Here is a 19,837-nt window from a genome sequence, read left to right on the forward strand (position 1 = left end):
CCTGAAATTAATGGCAAAAATATTCCCATACGTTATCTGATACAAATCACAATAATCAGGAATAAACTTTTGGAAACAATTTCCTCATTGACCTTCGTGGGGAAATTCTAATAAAAACAGAAGAGATATTTATAATAGTCATTTGTTAATTGAATTGTGGTCATTATATTTTTATGTGATATTAACTATGAAGCAAATGACATTAGATTAAAGAGTATTTATAGGATATCAGCTTGTGTAACAGCAAGTTGAAAGCCAAGAGCATGTAAGATCTCATTTGTATTACGTAAATAAGGATTACCAGCTTTTGATATACTTTTGTATAAGCTTTCACGGCCTTTTGTTGTTTTTTTAGCCAATGTAGTCATGCCGCCCCGCGCCTCAACAACATTGCGCAATGCTTCAAGGAAGCCATCAATGTCACCATCCTCAAGTGCTGCATTTAAATAACCAGCCGCCTCTTTGGGATCTTTTAATGATTCAATTAAATAATCTTTGTAATCAATAGATTTACTCATGATTTGTCACCTCGCACATAATCTGCTAAATACTCTTTAGCTAATTTTATATCTTTCTTTTGAGTAGCTTTATCACCACCACATAGCAAGAGAATAATTTCACCCTCAAACTCACCAAAATAAACTCTGTATCCTGAACCAAATTTAAATTTTAGCTCACCTAAGCTGTCTCCCAGTATTTTATATTCACCTAAATTACCCAAGCTGACCCTCGCTAATCTTGATTTAACACGATAGCGAATTGAATCATCTAAACTCTCCAGCCATTCGATAACAGGGCATTCCCCATTGTCCTTTTGGTACAGCTTAATTGTTCTTTTTTTAATTTCCTTCATATCTTAAATGTATCCCATAAGATACAAAAATGCAAGTTTGAGTTATTTTATGATTCTCAAACGATGTAGCAAATTTGTAACAAACCGTAGTTGAACTGTAGTGGATTCAGGCGGTTTTAGGCAGGATTTCACTGACTTGTTACATCGCAAGTCACTGATTTAATTAACAATTAATATTTGAAAACTTGGCTTCGAACCAAGGTGTCGGGGGTTCGAGTCCCTCCGAGCGCACCATTTAAAATCAAGCACTTAGCTTCAAATTTTGACTTAGAAACCAAGGCTCTTCTCCTATAATAGAGCTATATGGCAAACAATATTCCCATCATACGCTCATCGATGCATATATCTTTGCTGCTGGGTTAGCATGATGATTATACCACTCCAATGACAGACCGTAGGGATTAATGAACTGTTTGGCATATTCCAAACCCGATAAGTGCATGCATCAAAGGCCATGCATGCATTAGGTCGCATTGGAAAACCTGAAGATATTGCACGGGCAGTATTATTTCTTTTAAATCCGCAAAGCTGGATTACAGGACAAGTAATCGCTGTTGATGGTGGATTAAGTCGGGTACGGCCTAAGATAAAAATATAAGGTAGTTCAGATCCTTCTAGCCCCTCTAATTGAGTAACCATATCGCATAATTTAAATAAGTTGCAAAAAGCAACCAAATGAAATAAGGAATAAGCAATAAACTGATCCCCTTTTTCTTATTTTTAATCGAATAAATCGTAAGAAAGGTGAAGGAGGTAAGTATCAAAATCCAGATCAAACTAAAACCAATCCAATGTAATTGAAAAAAAAGTGGCGTCCATGCCCAATTCATCAAAAGTTGACTCATATAGAAATATAAGGCAAGACGTATCTCGATATTTTCGCGTTGCTGCCAAAGCGCCCATCCTGCAACTGCAAGAAGCACATATAAAATTGGCCAAACAATTCCAAAGACCCATCCAGGGGGAGTTAGCGTTGATTTATTAAGCCCCTCATACCAAGAGTAAAGATTGGCTTGCGTCAGTAACCCCAAAAAAAATCCGATTGCTTCAAAAGTAACAATCCAAATAGTCAGTTTAATCCAGCTGTTTTTGTTCAAAGTCTTCTCTCCATATTTGGGTTAGCCTCTCACGAAATGAAGGGTATTGCAAAACAACATTAAGTTCCCTTTTTGTTTTCATTCCTACTTAATGTCAATTGCCAGCATAGATTATCCCTATCTTGCGCAATGCGTCACTGAAAATTTTGCAAGTCATTTATGAGGGCCAGAATATTTTCAGCAACTAATAAACTAGTGAGATATCTCAAAATAAGCCCGCAGCACGAGTAGGCTGGGCTGAAGAGCCCAGAAACTATATTGAATATCTCATAAAAACCAACGGTAAAAGTGAAAAATCGAATATGGATTCAATTTCATCTTACCAGATCATTGTCATTGATGATTATGGCCTTATCTGAAGAAGATATGAGTTACAATGGCAATTGGACATGTACGATTCTTTTGAAGCGAAATTAGGGAAGGTAAGTGCTGGGCTTTTCAGCCCAGCCTACGCTTGCTACGATAACGAGGGAGTTAGCTATCTTGCCAACTCCCTGGTAAACAGCGTCATCCTACGTCAATTATTACTTTTAGCGCATGGGTATTAGCTGCATTGCCGAACGTTTCATAAGCATCCATAATATCTTCAAATTTAAAATGGTGACTAATTAATAAGGTAGGATCTATCTTTTTTGCACATACTGTTTTGAGCAACATGGGTGTCGTCACTGTATCAACAAGTCGGGTAGTAATCGCGATGTTTTGTGACCATAATCTCTCTAAATGTAAATCTACTTTCGCCCCATGCACACCAATATTTGCAATAATACCACCTGGCGCTACAATGTCCTGACAGATAAGAAAGGTATTGGCAATTCCAACTGCTTCAATAGCCGTGTCTACTCCATGCCCATCCGTCATTTTCATTACTTTTTCTGCAGCTTTGCCATCTTGGCTATTGATTGTTATTGTCGCTCCAAATCGTTTTGCTATTTCCAGGCGGTTATTATCTAAATCAATCATTATAATTTCAGCCGGAGAGTAAAACTGGGCAGTAAGAAGAGCAGCCAAGCCAATAGGGCCTGCACCAACAATCGCAACAGTATTTCCTGGTTGTATTTTGCCGTTAAGTACGCCACATTCAAAACCTGTAGGTAAAATATCACTTAGCATCACCAGAGCTTCTTCATCTACTCCTTTAGGAATTTTATAAAGACTGGTATCTGCAAAGGGTATTCGAACATACTCAGCCTGTGTCCCGTCAATTGAGTTTCCAAGGATCCAACCACCGTTGACACAGTGTGAAAACATTCCTTTACGACAATAAGCACATTTGCTGCAGGATGTGATACAAGAAATAAGAACATGATCTCCTTTCTTGAATCCAGTTACTCCCGAACCAATTTGCTCGACCACTCCTATGCCCTCATGACCAAGAATGCGGCCTGATTGGCATGTAGCCACGTCTCCTTTAAGAATATGGAGATCAGTACCACAAATTGTAGTCTTTGTAATCTTAATCACCGCGTCTGCTGAATCTATTATTTCGGGAACAGGCCGATCTTCTAAAGATTTTTTCCCAGGTCCCTGGTATATAAGTGCTTTCATCACAGATCTCCTTAAATCATTTGGATTGGTTTTCAACGAGCTTTGTTGTAATCATAGTTTTGGATGTTAATGTTCGATGCACTGGACATTTATTGGCTATTTCTAATAATTGAATACGTTGTTCTTGGGTCAGCCCTCCTTCTAGCTCGATTAAACGTTCAATATGATCGATTTTTGAATTATTGTTTTCACATCCAATACAATCTTCAACATGAATTTTTTCATGTTTTAATCTCACAGTAACTTGTTCCAAAGGAAATTTCTTAAGTTTTGCATACATTCGTAACGTCATCGAAGTACATGAGCCTAATGCTGCAAGTAAAAAATCATAGGGTGAGGGACCAGTATCTTTTCCACCATTTATAATAGGCTCATCAGCTGTTAAAACATGATTTCCTATAATAATTTTCTGCGTAAACTGCCCCTCTCTTGTTTCAAAGACAACCGTTTCCTGGGGGATGTTCATTCTACTAATCTCCTTACAGTAAGTTCAGGTTCTACCTGTATCCGACTTTTCATAAGTCCCCCTTTATTTTACTTAATCCTTAATATTAGCAGAAATTAATGGAGGTGTTTTGAAGCGCTGCTGTTTCAACAAGAACGGCGGATTTCTACTTAGATATTAATTGTGTGGTCATGCAAAAGAAAATCGCTATGATGCTCTATTCATGGGATTGGTTAGTCTAAATATTGAACACAAATAATAGTCTAATACATTGAGATGACAAATGGATGACGAGTTTAGTCGTAAGTAAATTAGTCTTTGAATTTTACCATGTTAAATGCCCTAGCCAGACTGCATCTCAAAAAGGATATTAAAAGTAAATGAAAATAAGACGCGGAATAATTTATTTTATTGGTTTCTTTTTTTTAGGAATTGTTGCTTGGACAAAAAAATATATTGTGCCGATGGCCACAACTGATGAGGTCTTATCAACATTAGTTTTGGGTGCTCAAGATCTTTTTGCTATTGATTTTCGCTTAATCCGAAGTGTTTTTGTTTATGGTTTGATTATCCCTATATTACTGACACTAATATTTCTAAAAATAGAACGAAAAATACGTTCAACAGGAAATAGAAGACTCCTCACTCTGACACGCTTTTTTCCTTTATTATTGATTGCTTTTGGCTTATTTGCTCTCACAAAACAGTTCAATCTCAAAGAGGGCCTGAGCTATTACTATTATATGCCTCAAAGTGGCAAAGATAATTTTGCCCTTCTCTATCACGATCCTGCGAAAGTTAAGTTTAAGGCTGCTAAACCACAAAGCTTGATCTGGATTTATGTTGAAAGCCTTGAGACGACCTATAGTAATGAAAAAATTTTTGGTCGCGACTTACTCGCCAGATTAAATGCGTTAAAGATAGGACAGATTAGCTTCAGCCAATTTGAGCAAGTGACAGGCACTGAATGGACTATTGCCGGCTTGGTGGCTTCGCAGTGTGGCATCCCTCTTAAATTGGTAAGTATGTTTGATACGAATCGTAGATTTGAACTAATCAAGCATTTTCTTCCTCGCGCCTAAGCGACATTCTGGCAGCCCAAGGCTACAACAATGTTTTTCTGAAAGGTGCAACACTTGGTTTTGGTGGATTTGATAAATTTTTACAAACACATCACTATCAGGAAAGATATGGCAAAAACGAATGGCTTCAATCTGGAATTAAAAAAAATCAACTAATAGGATGAGGTTTACCAGATAACCTTTTGTTTGAAAAAGCCAAACAAACCTTGGCAAAATTAATTCACCGGCAAAAGCCCTTCAATCTCACGATTATTACGGTAGACACCCAAGGGAGTGATGGACAATTAAATGAGAGTTGTTGGGTGAATGGCGGTAAGAACTTTGAAGATATTGTCGAGTGCACAGCGAAGCAAAGCCTATGAAAAATTATGGGGCTTAGCTGAAACTAATACTACACCCCCAAAAAGGTACAAGGAATTTGATAGTAATTAAGCAACTCTTATTATTTGTGATCTAGTTCAAACCCCAGAGCTGAATCTAGATAAATTGTAGTTGCATAGATGAATTTAATTCTTCTTTTACTACTATGTCAAAAAGAGCTGACATTTTTTCCTGGATTTGTTCTATAAGAATTTCATCTGATTCTTGACTATTTTTCAATAGTATTACTTCATGGGAGGGGCTATCAAAAAATTTATCCATCTCCTTGGCATAGCGCGGACTTACTTTGCTTTCTTTATTTTGAAATCGGCTGGTGATGAAACTTTCTCGAAGCTTTGGTGCAACATCAATCATTACAAATTTAAGCTCGGGTATAGCATTTAATAACTTAAGTCGGTTTTTGTCGAGATACATGGCTTGTGAGATAACAAAACTCTGCTGCGGAGTTTTTTCTTTTTGTGTCTTGATAACATTAATCAAGACATTGACAAACTCATCGATCATTTCGGAGGTCATTTGTTCATCTTCGATTAAACAGTCCAGCATCCTTGGGGTGATATGTTTATCGCCATCAATATGGATGATGTTAAGCTTTTCGAGTAGCCCTCCTATATAACTTTTCCCAGAGCCAGTTTTGCCAAATAAAAAATAGATGGTCATCGATTGCCAGCAAGTAATAAATATCCTAGTAAATTACCATACCTTAAAATCATTAGGATGTGTATTTATTTTATTTACCGAGACCTCACTTAAATGATTCAGCTCATTCAACTTCAAAATGCGACAAGGATTAGCAAATTCGCCAATTGTTTTACCATTCATTACTTGACTCCGTACTATAGTACTACTCTATATTATTTATAACCCATGAATCAATGGAGTATTCAAATGAACAATACAACAGCTAAAAAAGCGACTCTTCATCGTATGGTAATGCCTAAACATATATGTCCTTACGGGATCAAAGCCAAGGATTTATTGCAACGCCAAGGTTATATCGTTGAAGATAAGTGGCTAACAAACCGTGAACAAGTGGATGCGTTTAAAACAGAACATGATGTGAAAACAACACCTCAAACTTTTATCAATGGGGAGAGGATCGGTGGATATGATGATTTACGCCGTTATTTTGGAAAAAAAGTGCGCGATCCTAAGGAAAAAAGTTATCTTCCTGTAATTGTCCTTTTTGCAGTAACCGCGCTTATGGCACTTGCTACAAGCTACGCATTCTTTGGCACCGTGTTTACCACACGAGCTTTAAGCTGGTTTATTTCCTTTAGCATGGCGGTTCTTGCGCTTTTAAAATTACAGAATGTCGAAGGATTTTCAACCATGTTTCTCAATTACGACCTTCTGGCTAAACGGTGGGTTCCATACAGCTACATTTATCCTTTTGCAGAAGCATTAGCAGGGATCTTGATGATCGCGGGAGTCTTTAATTGGATTTCAATTCCAGTTGCTTTGTTTATAGGAACAATAGGTGCCATTTCCGTATTTAAAGCAGTTTATATCGATAAGCGCGAGTTAAAATGCGCCTGTGTTGGTAGTGACAGCAACGTCCCCTTGGGATTTATTTCACTCACAGAGAATTTAATGATGATTGGAATGGCCCTGGCAATGTGGATTATGTAGGTTGGTGCTGAGCTCGCGAAGCCCAACAGCAGAGCCTATCCCATACTACATACCAAGATAATAATTTCGTCGTTGGGCTTCGCAAGCTCAGCGCCAACCTACGATAGAAACATAACCTATCTACTCTTGCTATGTATGTATAACAAATATTTAACGTTCTTCAAAGAATAATATGATTATATGCTATACAGTTAAAAGTGACGAAAACAGGACGTGACTGTGACTACAGGAAGGAGCGCATATGAAAACCGTAGTTATAGGTGGCACTGGGTTGATTGGGACGAAGCTCGTGAACAATCTTCGTGAAATGGGGCATGAAGTCGTAGCGGCATCACCCTCTTCAGGTGTCAACACCATCACTGGTGAGGGGCTCGCGAAAGCACTTGCCGACGCACAAATTGTTGTCGACTTGGCGAACGCGCCTTCGTGGGATGACAAGGCAGTGTTGGAATTCTTCGAAGCCTCCGGACGCAACCTTCACGCAGCAGAGGCCATAGCTGGTGTCGGGCACCATGTCGCGCTCTCTATCGTCGGAACTGACCGGACCCCCGATAATGGCTATTTCCGCGCTAAAAGGATGCAGTTTAACCGAAAGCGATATGGGAAACGTTATTTTTGAACATTTAACCGTTGGCGAATGACAAGCATTATCTGAAATGCTCGATGCCCCCAATAAATCAACTATAGAAAATGCATCCTCGATAAAAATAATCATTCAGAATCGAATAAATGATATGAAGCAGGAAATAGAGCAAGCTGAAACTTTAAGTGACGGCTATTCAAGTTAGCTATTATTTTTTGTCAGCAGTTTGTACTTTAAAAAATAACCTTATATCTCTTCAATCCAACCTGGTTGCAAACAGGTTGCTAATATCGCAAAGTGTTGAACTCCATGACCTATTGTTTTATAAATGAGCCAAGGAAAAAATCCATATACCCAGTAGATCTTTAATAATCTAACATTTCCTTTAATAACCCTGACATAATCTAGGTTCCCTTTAAAAAAGAATTGATTATAATTAGAACACTGAGATTGTTTTTTTTATTGGCTAATGTTTTCTTTATGTTTTTAGTATATAATATACGCACCTTGATGATTTTATAGGAAAATCATGTCACGCGCTTTCACTTTCGAAGGTATCCATAACTCGTTAAAAATAGCTGTACAACATATGTCAGAAGTATTCGATTACGTCAATTCAATCGATGCGCAAATTGAAAATCTCAATGAACAAACTGAATTTCTCAATGAGAAAATTGAACTTGTTGAAGAAAACATTGAATGCCTCGAAGAACAAATTGAAGCGCTTGAAGAGGCTGTTGACCTTGCTGATGCGACTATGCAGTACGTCGGAGATAATAAATCAAATGACGAAAAAAATCCTGAAGGCCTTGCAGATAAATTAGCAGACCAAGCAGCAGATGCCAGGAAACTGATTGCAATTTTAGAAATGGAATTAAAATACACGCAAGAATACTTGCGTATTTTAGATGAAGAGCAAGATTGCCAAGCATTAGAGGAACTGATGAATGCCCCTCTAACTCAAGAAGAAGAGTCGCGATTAAAACAAGAAGAGCAAGATCGATTAAAAATAAAGCAGTTAGCTGATGAATTAATTCCTGTTCTTGAAGATCATTTTTTTACCTTTCCAGAAATCGAGAAAATAGATCTTGCCTTAGGTATGTTACTGAGTAAAACAGACTCTATTGGAAAGCGGGCTGAAGTTGCCAAAGATGTAGCCAATGTTTTATATAGTGATTTGTTGGCTGCTCGTAATACCTATAAATCTTCCTTAATATCTGGCAAAGCTGCTGATGGAGAAGAAGTAACTCCTGAAGAAGCCAGACAAATATTTAAAGGGAAATGTAACTTATTAATAATGGAAGCCATGCCAATATTAGAAAAAGATGATTTAAGCTGGGGCGATTTCCTTAAAAACTTAATGAAAGCTATTGCTAATGCTGTCATCAAAGTGGCCTCAGGATTTACTGTCCATAATTTCTTTAAGCCTGTTCAATCAACTAAAGAAATAATAACTGAAGCCAGCGATGAATTACAATCTGACTTTCAGTCTGCTGCTCCTATCTAAAATTAATAAGGGCCCTTTTGGTAGAGCCCTTACTTCCCTCCTATGTGCCGCGACTTGTTCGCGGCCTCCAGGAGATCTGAATCAGCGGTAAATTGCGTCATAAAGATCACACCACTCTAGATTTAATTCTCAATTCTATCTATCCCTGCCCAAATTTTTGAATCACTTCTTTCGATTTCATACAATTCATAACAACCTCTGGTACGTTAGATGATATCTAATGATTTGATTTGTATCCTGTCTTTCTCAAGGGTAGCTCCTATAAAGGAGTATTCGGGAATTTCAATCCATGTTGTTGAATCTTCAGTTAATGGTTCTGATGAGATAATAATACTGTTTTTATTTTTTCCCATTTTCATTTTATATCCATCACCATCAAATCCATAACTCTCACCATAGGTGTACCAAAGCGAATGATAAATCATGTGGGGTGATAAAAAGTGTTTGGCAGAGTAATGCCCATAATCCAGCACCACCCGGGTTGCTACTATAAATGAGCCATTGGATATAAAAAAATTAAGTGGCGAGGAAAGCATGATGCGATGTTTTTTTCGTATGAACAACAATCTGTCAATCAGTGAAAGGACTCCGTCAAAAATATCACTGATACCCAGCTCTTTATTTTCTGGAAGCAGTGACAAAAATAAGGCATACATCCATTCACTATCAGTAGTACCCCTAATACGTTTTTTAAATTCAGGTTTCGAATAAGATGCAATTTCATAACGAATATCCTCAAATCCTGCAAGAGAGCCATTATGTGCAAAGGCAATAGAGGTGTTATCAAACAGAAAGGGGTGAACATTTTCATGGGATACAATACTTTTATCGCTATACTCTACTCCCCGTATGTGAGCAATAAGACATCGTGATTTTACTTTCATTGAGATGCATTTAAGATTTTCGTCATAAAAAGGAAGAGCGTTACTGCGGTATAAAAAAGGAAGTTCTGCCGTATAAAAGGAGTCATCCCAGGCAGCCATGCCAAAACCGGCCAGATTTAACATCATATGCGGCATTAATTTAGGATTATAACTTTGGGTTATTAACGAATTATCAGGATTATACAATAACTCATCCAGTTTAATTGGTTTTCCTAAATAGGATAGAACGCGACACATAGTTTATTCCTTAACTAATGATTTCAGCTTTTCATGGGTTAGTCTTACAATGAGACTATTGAGATTCCTTTGCAATAAAACCGTATAACGACAAATCAGATCAAAAAATTTATACCAAAGATGGGGATTTTCTTTAGCAATTTGTTCGAGATAATGCGAGGGAATTTCTAACATAACAACTAAATCATTAGTGATGTAATGAAACATTTCGCTTTGTTTCTCAATAGAGGATATAGGACAAATCAAGGTGTTTGGACCAAGTACGGCGAATCGGCTTTTTTTTCCCTTAGAGTTAATATTTAATTGCAACGAACCGCTAATAATAAAATACAAAGAGCTGTTTATATTATTCACACAGATTAAATCAGTGTGTTTGTTCATTACAATTCGCTGAGCATGGTCAATTAAATCGGAAAACTCCGTTTTGGAAAAGACTTTAAAAACAGGTAAGTTGTATAAATAATCAAATTCCTTAGCCTGATATTTTTGTAAATCCAGGCCTTCATAGCCTTGGTTCAGAGCCGATATTGAATGTCGTTCAATAGACTGCTTTTGAATCAGCTTTGAAATCTTGTTACTCATTTGCTGCTGTCTTTTTATAACCTCTTCCAGAAGGGAACGATTAATTAAATAACGAATCTCAGGCTTAATTAAAAAAAACGCCTCAAAGCATTGCTTACTGATGAAAAAACAGCATAGCTGTTTTGTAGCGGTTACGGTTGCGGTACAAGGGGAATCCTCCAGCAAGCTGACTTCGCCAAAAAAATCTCCATGCTTCAGTCGTTTCAGCTCCATATTGCCCTCCCCTAGCATATTCACTGAAACCTTTGCTTCACCATTGATTATAATATAAAGACCTGTCCCGGGTTTTCCCTGCATTAAAATACGCTGCTCCGATTCATATTCAATGATTTGTCCATAGAACTCCAGCTCACCGATTTGATTCTCATCAAGATATTTAAATGGATTCGTTGCATTCATTGCATTTTTGATATTTTTCTCATCATGATGAAACGTCTTGCTCAAAACCATGCGTTTATACTCCCTGAAATTAGGGAACAATTCCTAATCTATTCGTTATGATCTATAACAATTATAGTATTAATTCTGCTGGTCGTTTTTATGCCAAAAGCCTTTGACTGAGCAGAAGAGGTGAATCCCGTATTACACGTCTTCGCTAATACGGGCTATGACAGGATAGGATGGTGAGAAGCGGCTTATATCAAATTCTCTTTTTCTTGTTCAATCCAAGCCAGGAATGCTTCGCGATCTGATTTGGACAAATTGGAAAATTTATTCTTAACCGACTCAATGGGTTGTAATTTTTTTCTGGGTATTTGTGGGTAGGCTTCTTTCAACTTCATTTTACCTTGTATTACATCATCATAAGCTTGTGGATCTTTCTTTTTCAACTTCAGTAGTTGTCCATCATTCGAGCTTGAGCGAGAGGGTAAATAAGTAATCACGTTTTCCTCAATCAGCTCATGATTTGCATGCTCACAATCGGTTAGATTTCCACTCAAATCCTTGATGGGAATTTTCTTTTCCTTTGCATACATTCTGACATTAACATCCACTTCCCCAAGCACCTCTGCCCAATGGGATCCATGCTGGCTTTCTTTATTTATGGCAGATTTCAATAACCACAGCATTTCATTGTTCGTAATGCCAAGGCCTTCAGGTAACTGCTTAAGCGCATACTCTCCAAAATTCTTATAAGAATTATTTCTGGTTTTCCACACTTCCTGCTTAATAATTTGTGAAATGACTTTAGGAAGATCCTGAAATATAAGTTGATTTGTCTCACCAATATATTGGATGGCTTGAGCATGTAACTCGTCATCTGTGAGCGTGTGCAGCTCATCATGGGTTTTATTATTTGATGTTTCTATTGATTGCATTATATCTCCACTTATTGCACAAAAAATATCTACTTATTTGTATGCTCTTCTCTAGAGGCTAGCTCTATTATAATTCGTCCTTCTCAATTCTTTGTTCTCTATTCGAAATTTTAATAAAACAACTATATTTTACTTATGCCGAATTGAAAAGGATGTCGCTATGCGTTTGATAAAGCCAACTCCAGAATAGACAAAACTCGGGTTGGCAAATTGCATGATGCGTTCCTGGGAGTAAAGTAATGATTTGGAAAAAACTGGAGTTAAAGTAATAATAGAGAGTAGCATTAATAAAATAATGAGGATCCTTCTCATACCATTTTATTTCTGGAGATTAAATTACTCGCGCGCAAAATTATAATCTCCTTACCCATGCATTAATGGCAATCTCTCTTGATTTTTAATAAAAATACTATTTATATCGGGCATCAGTCAAGGTGGTCTGCATAAAGGAGATTAGTAATGAAAATGATGTTGATGTCTTTTTATCTTATTTTTTCTCTTATGACGCAATTAAGTTATGCCGACGAAAATCAGGATAGCTGTCCAGAACTTACTGGCGAGGTAATGGAGCAAGATAATCCTGATTACAATCAAGCACGTCTGGTCTCCAATTATTACACCTCCCGAGATAAATACCCCGAGATTATTGTGTACTGCCAGAATACCCAAGATGTGCAAAATGCGATTCGATTTGCATTATGTCGTCATTTACCTATACGTGTTCGTAGTGGTGGACATAACCATGAGGGTTTTTCTACTGGAACCGGCGTTGTTCTTATTGATGTCAGTCGCATGAAAGCAATTAATATAGATAAAGACAAAAAAATAGCTGCTGTGCAACCAGGACTTAATGGAGGAGAGCTTTATAAGGCCTTATATGCAAATGGCTTAACTCAAGCAGGCGGAACCTGTTCAGCAGTTGGTATCTCCGGATTGATTTTAACGGGTGGAATGGGACCTCTTGTACGTAAAGTGGGTATGGCCTGCGATGCCTTAATCGCCCTGGAGATGGTTACAGCCAAAGGTGAGATCATTCAGGCAACAAAAGATAATGAACACCGGGATCTTTTTTGGGCAAGTTGTGGTGGCGGCGGCGGTAATTTTGGTGTAGTCACCTCTCTTGCTTTACATGTTTATCCCTCTGAGCAAGTGACCTGGTTTAATATTGGATGGAATTGGGAGCAACCGGTCAGGCAAATCATCACCTCGTGGCAAGAGTTTTTTGAAAAAAATGACCCACGCTGGTACTCCCATTTGGATCTATGGTCAAAAGCATTTCCAGCAGATCAATATAAAAAACAGCCCATTAAGGTTCTTGGTATTTTCTGGGGAACTCCGGAGGAAGCCAAAAAAGAACTTGCTCCATTGTTACAGATTGGACCTCCACAATCTCAAACTATCGAATTGGTGACTTGGGATAAAGCCATTGAATTATTCGAAGATTCTACCAGTGTGTACATCACCCCAAAACCTGAATACAAGTCCTCAGGCGCTTACGCAATGCATAAATTACCTAAAGATGGAGTGGAAACCATTGTAAGCACGTTACAAAACTCAACCTCTCCCTTACTTAATGTATTATTTTTTACTTTGGGAGGTGCGGCCAAAACAGCGGCTCCTACAGACACGGCCTATTTTTATCGCAATGCAGATTTCTTTCTGGTTTATTCAACGCAATGGTTGCAGGAAAATAAAGATAAAGTTCAAATAGAAGAGCTCAATTCATTACGCCAAAAATTAATTCCTTTTACTCAAGGCGATTATATTGGAAACCCTGATCGAAATTTACCTGATTATTTGACCAGTTATTATGGAGATAATGTGCGTCAATTAAGATGTATAAAAAGAAAATACGATCCGGATAATATTTTTAATTTCGAACAAAGTATTCCAGTAGCTCCAAAAGAATGGGATTGTACCACTTAATCATTGGTCGATAATCAGGCGAAATCATAATCCGGGAATTCGCTGATTAAATCCCTTTGATATTCGATAAACTACGTTTCAAGTTCTTAAGGTTGCGAGATTCATGGCTGGTAAAGATAAATGGGACAGGCTCAAAGTCTGGATGAAACAACTTAATATCGAGGAACATGATCTTGTTGAAAAATTCATCCTGGGCAGCGGCAAGGGTGGCCAAAAGCTACACAAAACATCATCCAGTGTTTATTTAAAACACATACCCTCAGGAATTGAGATAAAGTGTCAGGACAGTAGAAGCCGTGAGGATAATCGTTATCATGCACGCCTCAGATTATGTGAAAAACTGCATCCAACAATAAGTGATGAAAAAACCAAAGAACAACAAAGAATTGAAAAACTAAAACGCCAAAAGAAAAGGCGAGCAAGAAAATCAAAGCAAAAGATACAAGATGAAGAATCGATACCGGGACAATAGAATGAGAGGCTAACGCTTAATGGCATCAACCTAAGGGATGTAGCCTGGGTGAAGGCGCAGCCGTAACCCGGGATCGAAACCTGTTTCGAAACTTTCTTCCTGATTATGCTTCGCTTCATCCAGGCTACAATGTTCCCTTAAGTTGACACCATTGGCTAAACGCTTTATCCGGGCTGTTCCTGCATCGTTTGGGCTGATGAGAAAATCGGCAAAAACGCCTTGCTTGATAACTATCCCCTCCAGGGGCGAAGGAATAATTTTAGCTCATTTTGCTGCAACAATGGTGATTATGGTAAATTTGCTATAAATACTTAATTGGACAATAAAGCAGGAACTATTTTGAGTGATGCACTGACTGAGTTTTCAAACAAGATAATGAAACTGATTAAAGCAATCCCCAAAGGAAAAGTGGCTACCTATGGATTAATTGCAGAGCTTGCCGGTAGCCCCCATGGCGCACGTCAGGTAGGTTGGTTTCTTCATTCCAGTACTAAAAAATACAATCTCCCTTGGCATCGGGTAATCAAATCAGGGGGAAAGCTCTCTTTTCCAGAGCAAAGCACCGCTTATCTTCGCCAAAAAGAACTCCTTGAAAAGGAGGGTATTGTCTTTCTAAATGGACGCATCGATTTAAAAATTTATCTTTGGGTTCAAAAATGTAATTAAGTGCCTGGCAAATTCAGCGGGCATATCAAAAAAATAAATCGAGAGTAGCGTTCCATTTTTTCCCATTATAATTAGCATGAAGTCAGACTCTCAAAACTTTATTTCGTGAAAATTGCTTCAAATTAATCCAACTCTTTAATATAACCTTAATTTTTGAATGATAAACTATTCGCAATTTTTAATTTTTTAAAGAAGCTAATAATGAAAATAAATGGTTTAAATGTAGAATTGGCAATAAACGAAGAAGAAATATTAGATTTATTAGAAAATTACGGCCTGAATTTAGATCTCGCAGTCGCCCCAGAGAACATTGCTCATTACGTTGAAGAGCAAAAAGGCCTCTTATTAGAAAAACATCAACACCTTACCAAACGTATACAGGACTTGTACGAAGCTAAATTAAGCCAATTAACAAAAGAACAAGAACAAGCTGAAACTCAAGTAGCTTCAGATAAATCCTCTCTCGAACGACTGGTTCAATCAGCCAATAGTCGAAAAGAATTTTGTGCCAAGGCACAGGCGGCATTAAACACCCTAAAAAAAATCATCAACAAAGAGAGCCCTTTCTCTGAATTACAAATATCCAAAGAAGAATTATTAGCTTATTTTGAATGTCAGCCTACCGATAGGGTTGCTGAGCTTATTAATGCTATATATGACGAAGAACAAGCTAAAAACAGCTGGTATGGTTTTAATCGTAAAAACCTCTGGAGTAAGTTCACTACTGCTCCGACAGAAGCAACAGAAGAGGAAAAAGAACTAGTCGGTTTAATAAAGCAAAGACTAAAACAAATTGAGAAAGAATTGCAGTTTGGTAAGCTTGGTCGTAAAAATATACCCGATGCTCCAAAAAATTTGGCAGAAAATAATCTCTACGCTCTAACTAAAGCGAATCAAACTGGCCAAAAGCAATTAAAAGAAAACGAAACTCTTGTGGCCCAGAAAAAAAATTCCATTATAAGGGTGACTAAGCAGCAAAAAGCTGTGTTACAAGAATTAGAAGCAAGAAAATCGGAACAAGAACAAGCCTTGCTACAGGCTCAAGTTCAAGTGCTATTGACTGGATTGGCAACAAATCTGGAAAAATTAACCCTAGAGTGCAATGAGTTTAAAATAAAGCTCACCAAGGCAGCCCAGTTAAATGACGCAGTAAGAAAGATAGTCTCGGATCTTGATACGATGACAATTGATGACCTATTACCACTTATTTCAACCAATCAACCTTTATTTTTAGTGGTCAATGAGTTCCTTAATCAGGAAAGCTATCCTGAAGATTCAGTTCTCCAAATAAACCAGACTACTCATAATTTATTAATGGCTATAAAAGAAGAATTAGCTGGTTTGCAAAAAATAGCCGAGGGAATAGAGCCCATGCCTGAAGAGCTGGCAGAACAACAAAAACAGTTAATGGCTCAACTTAAGAGTCTGGAGGGCAAATATTCCGATTTAAATAGAGACTACTCAACCATAGAACATCTCCTTTCACACTCTAAAAATTTGCTGGATCCGTTCATTCAATTAGCTCGGATTAAAAATCAATATGTCGAGTTTATCAAACAAATATCTCCAGGAATGACCGGCCTGCAAAGACAGGAGTTAGTGAATGCTATTGAGATAATACGTAAAGAAAAAGGAGATCTTTCAAAACTGGTTAGTTCCGAAGAATATACAGGTCTACTCACCTTAGAACAAATTAAAACCAGCTTACAAGATCAAGAGAAGATACTAAGTGGCTTTCTCGTAGCAGGAAGATTAGGGCAAATTCAAAGTGATTATTTGAGCCTGATAGAAAAAAGTAAGCTCATTGCAAGTCAGGATCCCAAAGAGCCTAATGAAGTCACAGAATGGGTGCGGGGTATTGAAGATCTTGACAAACAATCAAGTTTCCTGGAACAGGCCTCGTTATCCCAAAATCCTGCAGATCTACACACAATAAAGACCATTAATAACTTAAAAGAAGAACTTAATGCGTCATTATATGGGCAGTATGAAAACACAACCCGCATAGTAACTGAATTATATGATGCTCAGCTAACAGAAGAGCAGAAAAAACAGACAAAAACCACTGATGATATATCCTCTACTAAAATAACTCTAGAGACCTTAATTGCAGATGCAGAAGCTCGTAAAATTTTTCTTAGTAAAGCACAGCATGCCCTAGGAGAACTCAGAACCAATCTGATTAAAAATAAAGAAAATAACATGTTACAAACTCCCAGAGAAGATGTATTGGCTTACTTTGAAGACGCACCTACAGGTAAGGCTTCTCTTCTTGTTAACGCACTTTATGAAATGGAGCAAGCCAAAAGTAGCTGGTATGGTATTAATCGTAAAAATGTATGGAATCGTTTAACCTCAGCTTACACTTCTGAAGAAACGATTACTGCCAAAAAAGAATTAATAGAATTAATAGACGCAAGACTTCTCCAAATTAAAAATGAGCTCGATGTTAATGACATTACACAAGTTGTAGAGCGTCCTTCTATGCCTGCTAATTTGGGTGAAAGGAATCTCTATGCGCTCAGTGCATTTCATCAACATACGCAACAGAGTCTTGCTGAGAAACAAATTATATTAGAACAGCAAATGGAAGATTATATAAAGATCGCCCAGCAAAAAAGTGAGACGTTGACTCTTTTGGAATCAATGAAAATAACTCATGAAGCGCAAATGCTGTTGAATAAATTAGAAGATGACCAAGAAAAAATAGAAAACCAAGGTTTATTGTTTGCGCAGGACATTGCTGCTCTGGAACAAACATATAAAGAACTTCATGATGTAACCGATACAATAGATCCTCTTCTTAAAGAAAAAATTGCTGTTCAGGAAAAATCTCTCATTGAATTAAGCAAAAAAATAAATGACTCATTAGCAGCTCATGACCAATTATTTGATGAGTTTGAAACAACATTCAATGAAATTACCAATAAACCTTTATCCATGATGGAACAAAAAGAGGCTTTATTTAAAAAGTTCAATGAATTAAGAACTAGAAAAATTCAATTAGATGAGTCCATTAGACCCCAGATTGTGGATGCGAAAAAAATGATAAGCCTCTTGGAATGCTTAGCGCTTGCAGAACAAGAGAGTGAAGTACAAAAAGAGGCTTCTCAGCATACCCCCTTACACTTATTATCCAATGTCTATTTCGGCACAGTAACAGAAAGAGCCAACGCTGCGTTTGGTTTAGGCGGATTATTTGGTGACTACTTGCAAGAACGTGCCAATACCTTTTGGTTTAACGACCTTATCAGCTCTATTGCTGCATTTGCCTTAGGATGCTTTGGTTATAAAACAGGGGCTCAACTGAGACAAGAGTACCTTACTAATGAACTGCAACCCGCATTAACGACGTACCAAAATGAACCGACTATGGAACATTATGAGGACTTAATAAACGTCATCAAAGATGGAAAAATCCAATTTCCACCTAGAACTGCGCATAACGAAACAGAGCAAAATAAATCATTGTTATCTAAATTAAGACAGCTAGAAGCGGAAGTCATAAACAGCAATCTCAATGAACTAACGGATATCGATGAAAATCGCGTCCAGAGTTCTATAGAAATGTAATGAATTAACCATCGGTACCATCACGTTAATCAAGCCATAAAATTAACGGGATGGTGCTACTCTCTTGTTATCATCTACTTAGACTCTTCTGCAAAAATTAAATCACCCTACTCATCTCAGTAACCCTAATTTCCTTAGATGAAGTTTCACACTGACTGCGCCTCTTTTTTAACCTCGAGCAGTGTACTATCCATGAATTTATAAGTAATATGATTTAATATTTTAAGGATGAAAATATGGCTATTGCTAAACCTATGGGTTCATCAAATAAAAGAGTCAGGATTGTTTATGCCATTGCTACCGTAGAAACAAGTTTGCTTATCCTGTTGATATTTATGCAACCTGTTTACACGCGGCTTGTGGGTGGTATTTGGGACCGATATGGTTCCTTGTTGAAATGGACTTTAAGCCTTGACGTACATGTATTATTTGCCATTCCGTTTCTACTATTGCTCATCCTCCAGTTTATTCTAGGTTTTATACAGAAACCAGGTCAGGTTTCAAACAGAATCCACCGGCGATTAGGTCTCTTCATTCTTTTATATACCCCTGTATTTCTTGCAATAACAATATGGAACGTATCAGTTCGTGTCCCTTATTTGCTATTACAATTAACATTCTATTTTGTAATTATCTACATCGTATTTTTTTTGATCCGGGGTTACCGAGCAATAAAAAATAAAGACTATCTAAAACATATGGATTCGATGTTAGGAGCATTTGTTTTATCAGGCATTGCAGCAACCGCAAGATTAGTTTATCCCCTCTATATCCTGATCTATGGTCATATTCCTATTTCCGCTATTTGGCTTATTTCCACAGCGATATTCCTCTATACCAAGTTGTTCTTAATATATGCTCTAGCCGGACGGCTAAAACAGAATATTCTGGTATGGTTAATGCAGGCCGTTCCTATTTTCTTAATCTATGTTGTATTGCCGTGGCCTCCTAATTAGGTCTTGAATTCAACTCTCTAAAACAACGTTTTGGGGAGTTGAGAATAAATACCCTGCTAATCCATAGCCAGGCCATTATAGATTTATAAGAAGC

General features: G+C 37.5%; 20 protein-coding genes, 1 tRNA gene and 1 pseudogene. 12 read left to right on the forward strand and 10 right to left on the reverse strand.

Features of this window, described 5'->3' with window-relative positions:
• Nucleotides 1-218 precede the first annotated feature (218 nt).
• A complete protein-coding gene (locus tag LOX96_RS16100; protein ID WP_250424502.1) occupies nt 219-518 on the reverse strand; it encodes an addiction module antidote protein in 300 nt (99 codons plus the stop codon).
• A complete protein-coding gene (locus tag LOX96_RS16105; RefSeq protein WP_250424503.1) occupies nt 515-853 on the reverse strand; it encodes a type II toxin-antitoxin system RelE/ParE family toxin in 339 nt (112 codons plus the stop codon). The genes LOX96_RS16100 and LOX96_RS16105 overlap by 4 nt, the downstream gene beginning before the upstream one ends.
• A gap of 110 nt (nt 854-963) precedes the next feature.
• Here LOX96_RS16105 and LOX96_RS16110 point away from each other — a divergent pair.
• Both LOX96_RS16110 and LOX96_RS16115 read left to right on the forward strand, forming a co-directional pair.
• Nucleotides 964-1,087 (forward strand) — tRNA-Arg (locus LOX96_RS16110).
• Between the two features lie 202 nt (nt 1,088-1,289).
• A pseudogene (locus LOX96_RS16115) lies at nt 1,290-1,451 on the forward strand (SDR family oxidoreductase); the annotation flags it as partial.
• A gap of 25 nt (nt 1,452-1,476) precedes the next feature.
• Here LOX96_RS16115 and LOX96_RS16120 read toward each other — a convergent pair.
• The 3 genes from LOX96_RS16120 to LOX96_RS16130 form a co-directional block, all read right to left on the reverse strand.
• Nucleotides 1,477-1,950 (reverse strand): TspO/MBR family protein, encoded by a 474-nt coding sequence (locus tag LOX96_RS16120; RefSeq protein WP_250424505.1) that lies wholly within the window; start codon nt 1,948-1,950, stop codon nt 1,477-1,479.
• Between the two features lie 507 nt (nt 1,951-2,457).
• Nucleotides 2,458-3,498: a zinc-dependent alcohol dehydrogenase family protein gene (locus LOX96_RS16125; RefSeq protein ID WP_250424506.1), complete on the reverse strand. Its 1,041-nt coding sequence runs from the start codon at nt 3,496-3,498 to the stop codon at nt 2,458-2,460.
• 16 nt (nt 3,499-3,514) lie between these two features.
• Entirely contained in the window at nt 3,515-3,964 is a 450-nt protein-coding gene (locus tag LOX96_RS16130; protein ID WP_250424507.1) for an OsmC family protein, read from the reverse strand.
• A gap of 359 nt (nt 3,965-4,323) precedes the next feature.
• Between LOX96_RS16130 and LOX96_RS16135 the strand changes: the two genes are divergently transcribed.
• A complete protein-coding gene (locus tag LOX96_RS16135; RefSeq protein WP_250424508.1) occupies nt 4,324-5,025 on the forward strand; it encodes a hypothetical protein in 702 nt (233 codons plus the stop codon).
• A 477-nt stretch (nt 5,026-5,502) separates the two neighbouring features.
• Here the strand turns inward: LOX96_RS16135 and LOX96_RS16140 are convergent, their stop codons facing one another.
• A complete protein-coding gene (locus tag LOX96_RS16140; RefSeq protein WP_250424509.1) occupies nt 5,503-6,066 on the reverse strand; it encodes a zeta toxin family protein in 564 nt (187 codons plus the stop codon).
• Nucleotides 6,067-6,099: 33 nt separating this feature from the next.
• Nucleotides 6,100-6,228: a hypothetical protein gene (locus tag LOX96_RS17590; protein WP_284498399.1), complete on the reverse strand. Its 129-nt coding sequence runs from the start codon at nt 6,226-6,228 to the stop codon at nt 6,100-6,102.
• Nucleotides 6,229-6,294: 66 nt separating this feature from the next.
• Between LOX96_RS17590 and LOX96_RS16145 the strand changes: the two genes are divergently transcribed.
• The 4 genes from LOX96_RS16145 to LOX96_RS16155 all read left to right on the forward strand — a co-directional run bounded on the left by LOX96_RS16145 (nt 6,295) and on the right by LOX96_RS16155 (nt 9,128).
• A complete protein-coding gene (locus LOX96_RS16145) occupies nt 6,295-7,038 on the forward strand; it encodes a MauE/DoxX family redox-associated membrane protein (protein ID WP_250424510.1) in 744 nt (247 codons plus the stop codon).
• Between the two features lie 241 nt (nt 7,039-7,279).
• Nucleotides 7,280-7,657 carry an SDR family oxidoreductase gene (locus LOX96_RS16150; RefSeq protein ID WP_250424511.1) on the forward strand — a complete coding sequence of 126 codons (378 nt, stop codon included), beginning with the start codon at nt 7,280-7,282 and terminating at the stop codon, nt 7,655-7,657.
• Between the two features lie 37 nt (nt 7,658-7,694).
• A complete protein-coding gene (locus LOX96_RS17595) occupies nt 7,695-7,826 on the forward strand; it encodes a hypothetical protein (protein WP_284498400.1) in 132 nt (43 codons plus the stop codon).
• Nucleotides 7,827-8,150: 324 nt separating this feature from the next.
• Nucleotides 8,151-9,128 carry a coiled-coil domain-containing protein gene (locus tag LOX96_RS16155; protein ID WP_250424512.1) on the forward strand — a complete coding sequence of 326 codons (978 nt, stop codon included), beginning with the start codon at nt 8,151-8,153 and terminating at the stop codon, nt 9,126-9,128.
• A gap of 206 nt (nt 9,129-9,334) precedes the next feature.
• Here LOX96_RS16155 and LOX96_RS16160 read toward each other — a convergent pair whose 3' ends face one another.
• The 3 genes from LOX96_RS16160 to LOX96_RS16170 form a co-directional block, all read right to left on the reverse strand.
• Nucleotides 9,335-10,249, reverse strand: a complete 915-nt coding sequence (locus LOX96_RS16160; protein ID WP_250424513.1) for a class II glutamine amidotransferase — start codon at nt 10,247-10,249, stop codon at nt 9,335-9,337.
• A 3-nt stretch (nt 10,250-10,252) separates the two neighbouring features.
• Nucleotides 10,253-11,281, reverse strand: a complete 1,029-nt coding sequence (locus LOX96_RS16165; protein WP_250424514.1) for a cyclic nucleotide-binding domain-containing protein — start codon at nt 11,279-11,281, stop codon at nt 10,253-10,255.
• A gap of 185 nt (nt 11,282-11,466) precedes the next feature.
• Nucleotides 11,467-12,150 (reverse strand): hypothetical protein, encoded by a 684-nt coding sequence (locus LOX96_RS16170; RefSeq protein ID WP_250424515.1) that lies wholly within the window; start codon nt 12,148-12,150, stop codon nt 11,467-11,469.
• A 459-nt stretch (nt 12,151-12,609) separates the two neighbouring features.
• On the opposite strand from LOX96_RS16170, the gene LOX96_RS16175 reads away from it, so the two are divergent.
• The 5 genes from LOX96_RS16175 (at nt 12,610) to LOX96_RS16195 (ending at nt 19,743) form a co-directional block, all read left to right on the forward strand.
• Entirely contained in the window at nt 12,610-14,076 is a 1,467-nt protein-coding gene (locus tag LOX96_RS16175; RefSeq protein WP_250424516.1) for an FAD-binding oxidoreductase, read from the forward strand.
• 103 nt (nt 14,077-14,179) lie between these two features.
• Entirely contained in the window at nt 14,180-14,548 is a 369-nt protein-coding gene (locus LOX96_RS16180) for a peptide chain release factor family protein (RefSeq protein ID WP_250424517.1), read from the forward strand.
• Between the two features lie 339 nt (nt 14,549-14,887).
• Nucleotides 14,888-15,214, forward strand: a complete 327-nt coding sequence (locus tag LOX96_RS16185) for an MGMT family protein (RefSeq protein ID WP_250424518.1) — start codon at nt 14,888-14,890, stop codon at nt 15,212-15,214.
• A gap of 201 nt (nt 15,215-15,415) precedes the next feature.
• Entirely contained in the window at nt 15,416-18,787 is a 3,372-nt protein-coding gene (locus tag LOX96_RS16190; RefSeq protein WP_250424519.1) for a coiled-coil domain-containing protein, read from the forward strand.
• A 236-nt stretch (nt 18,788-19,023) separates the two neighbouring features.
• Nucleotides 19,024-19,743 (forward strand): DUF2306 domain-containing protein, encoded by a 720-nt coding sequence (locus LOX96_RS16195; RefSeq protein WP_250424520.1) that lies wholly within the window; start codon nt 19,024-19,026, stop codon nt 19,741-19,743.
• Nucleotides 19,744-19,837: the final 94 nt, after the last annotated feature.

It is taken from the genome of Legionella maioricensis (assembly GCF_023618015.1).
Taxonomy (GTDB): domain Bacteria; phylum Pseudomonadota; class Gammaproteobacteria; order Legionellales; family Legionellaceae; genus Legionella; species Legionella maioricensis.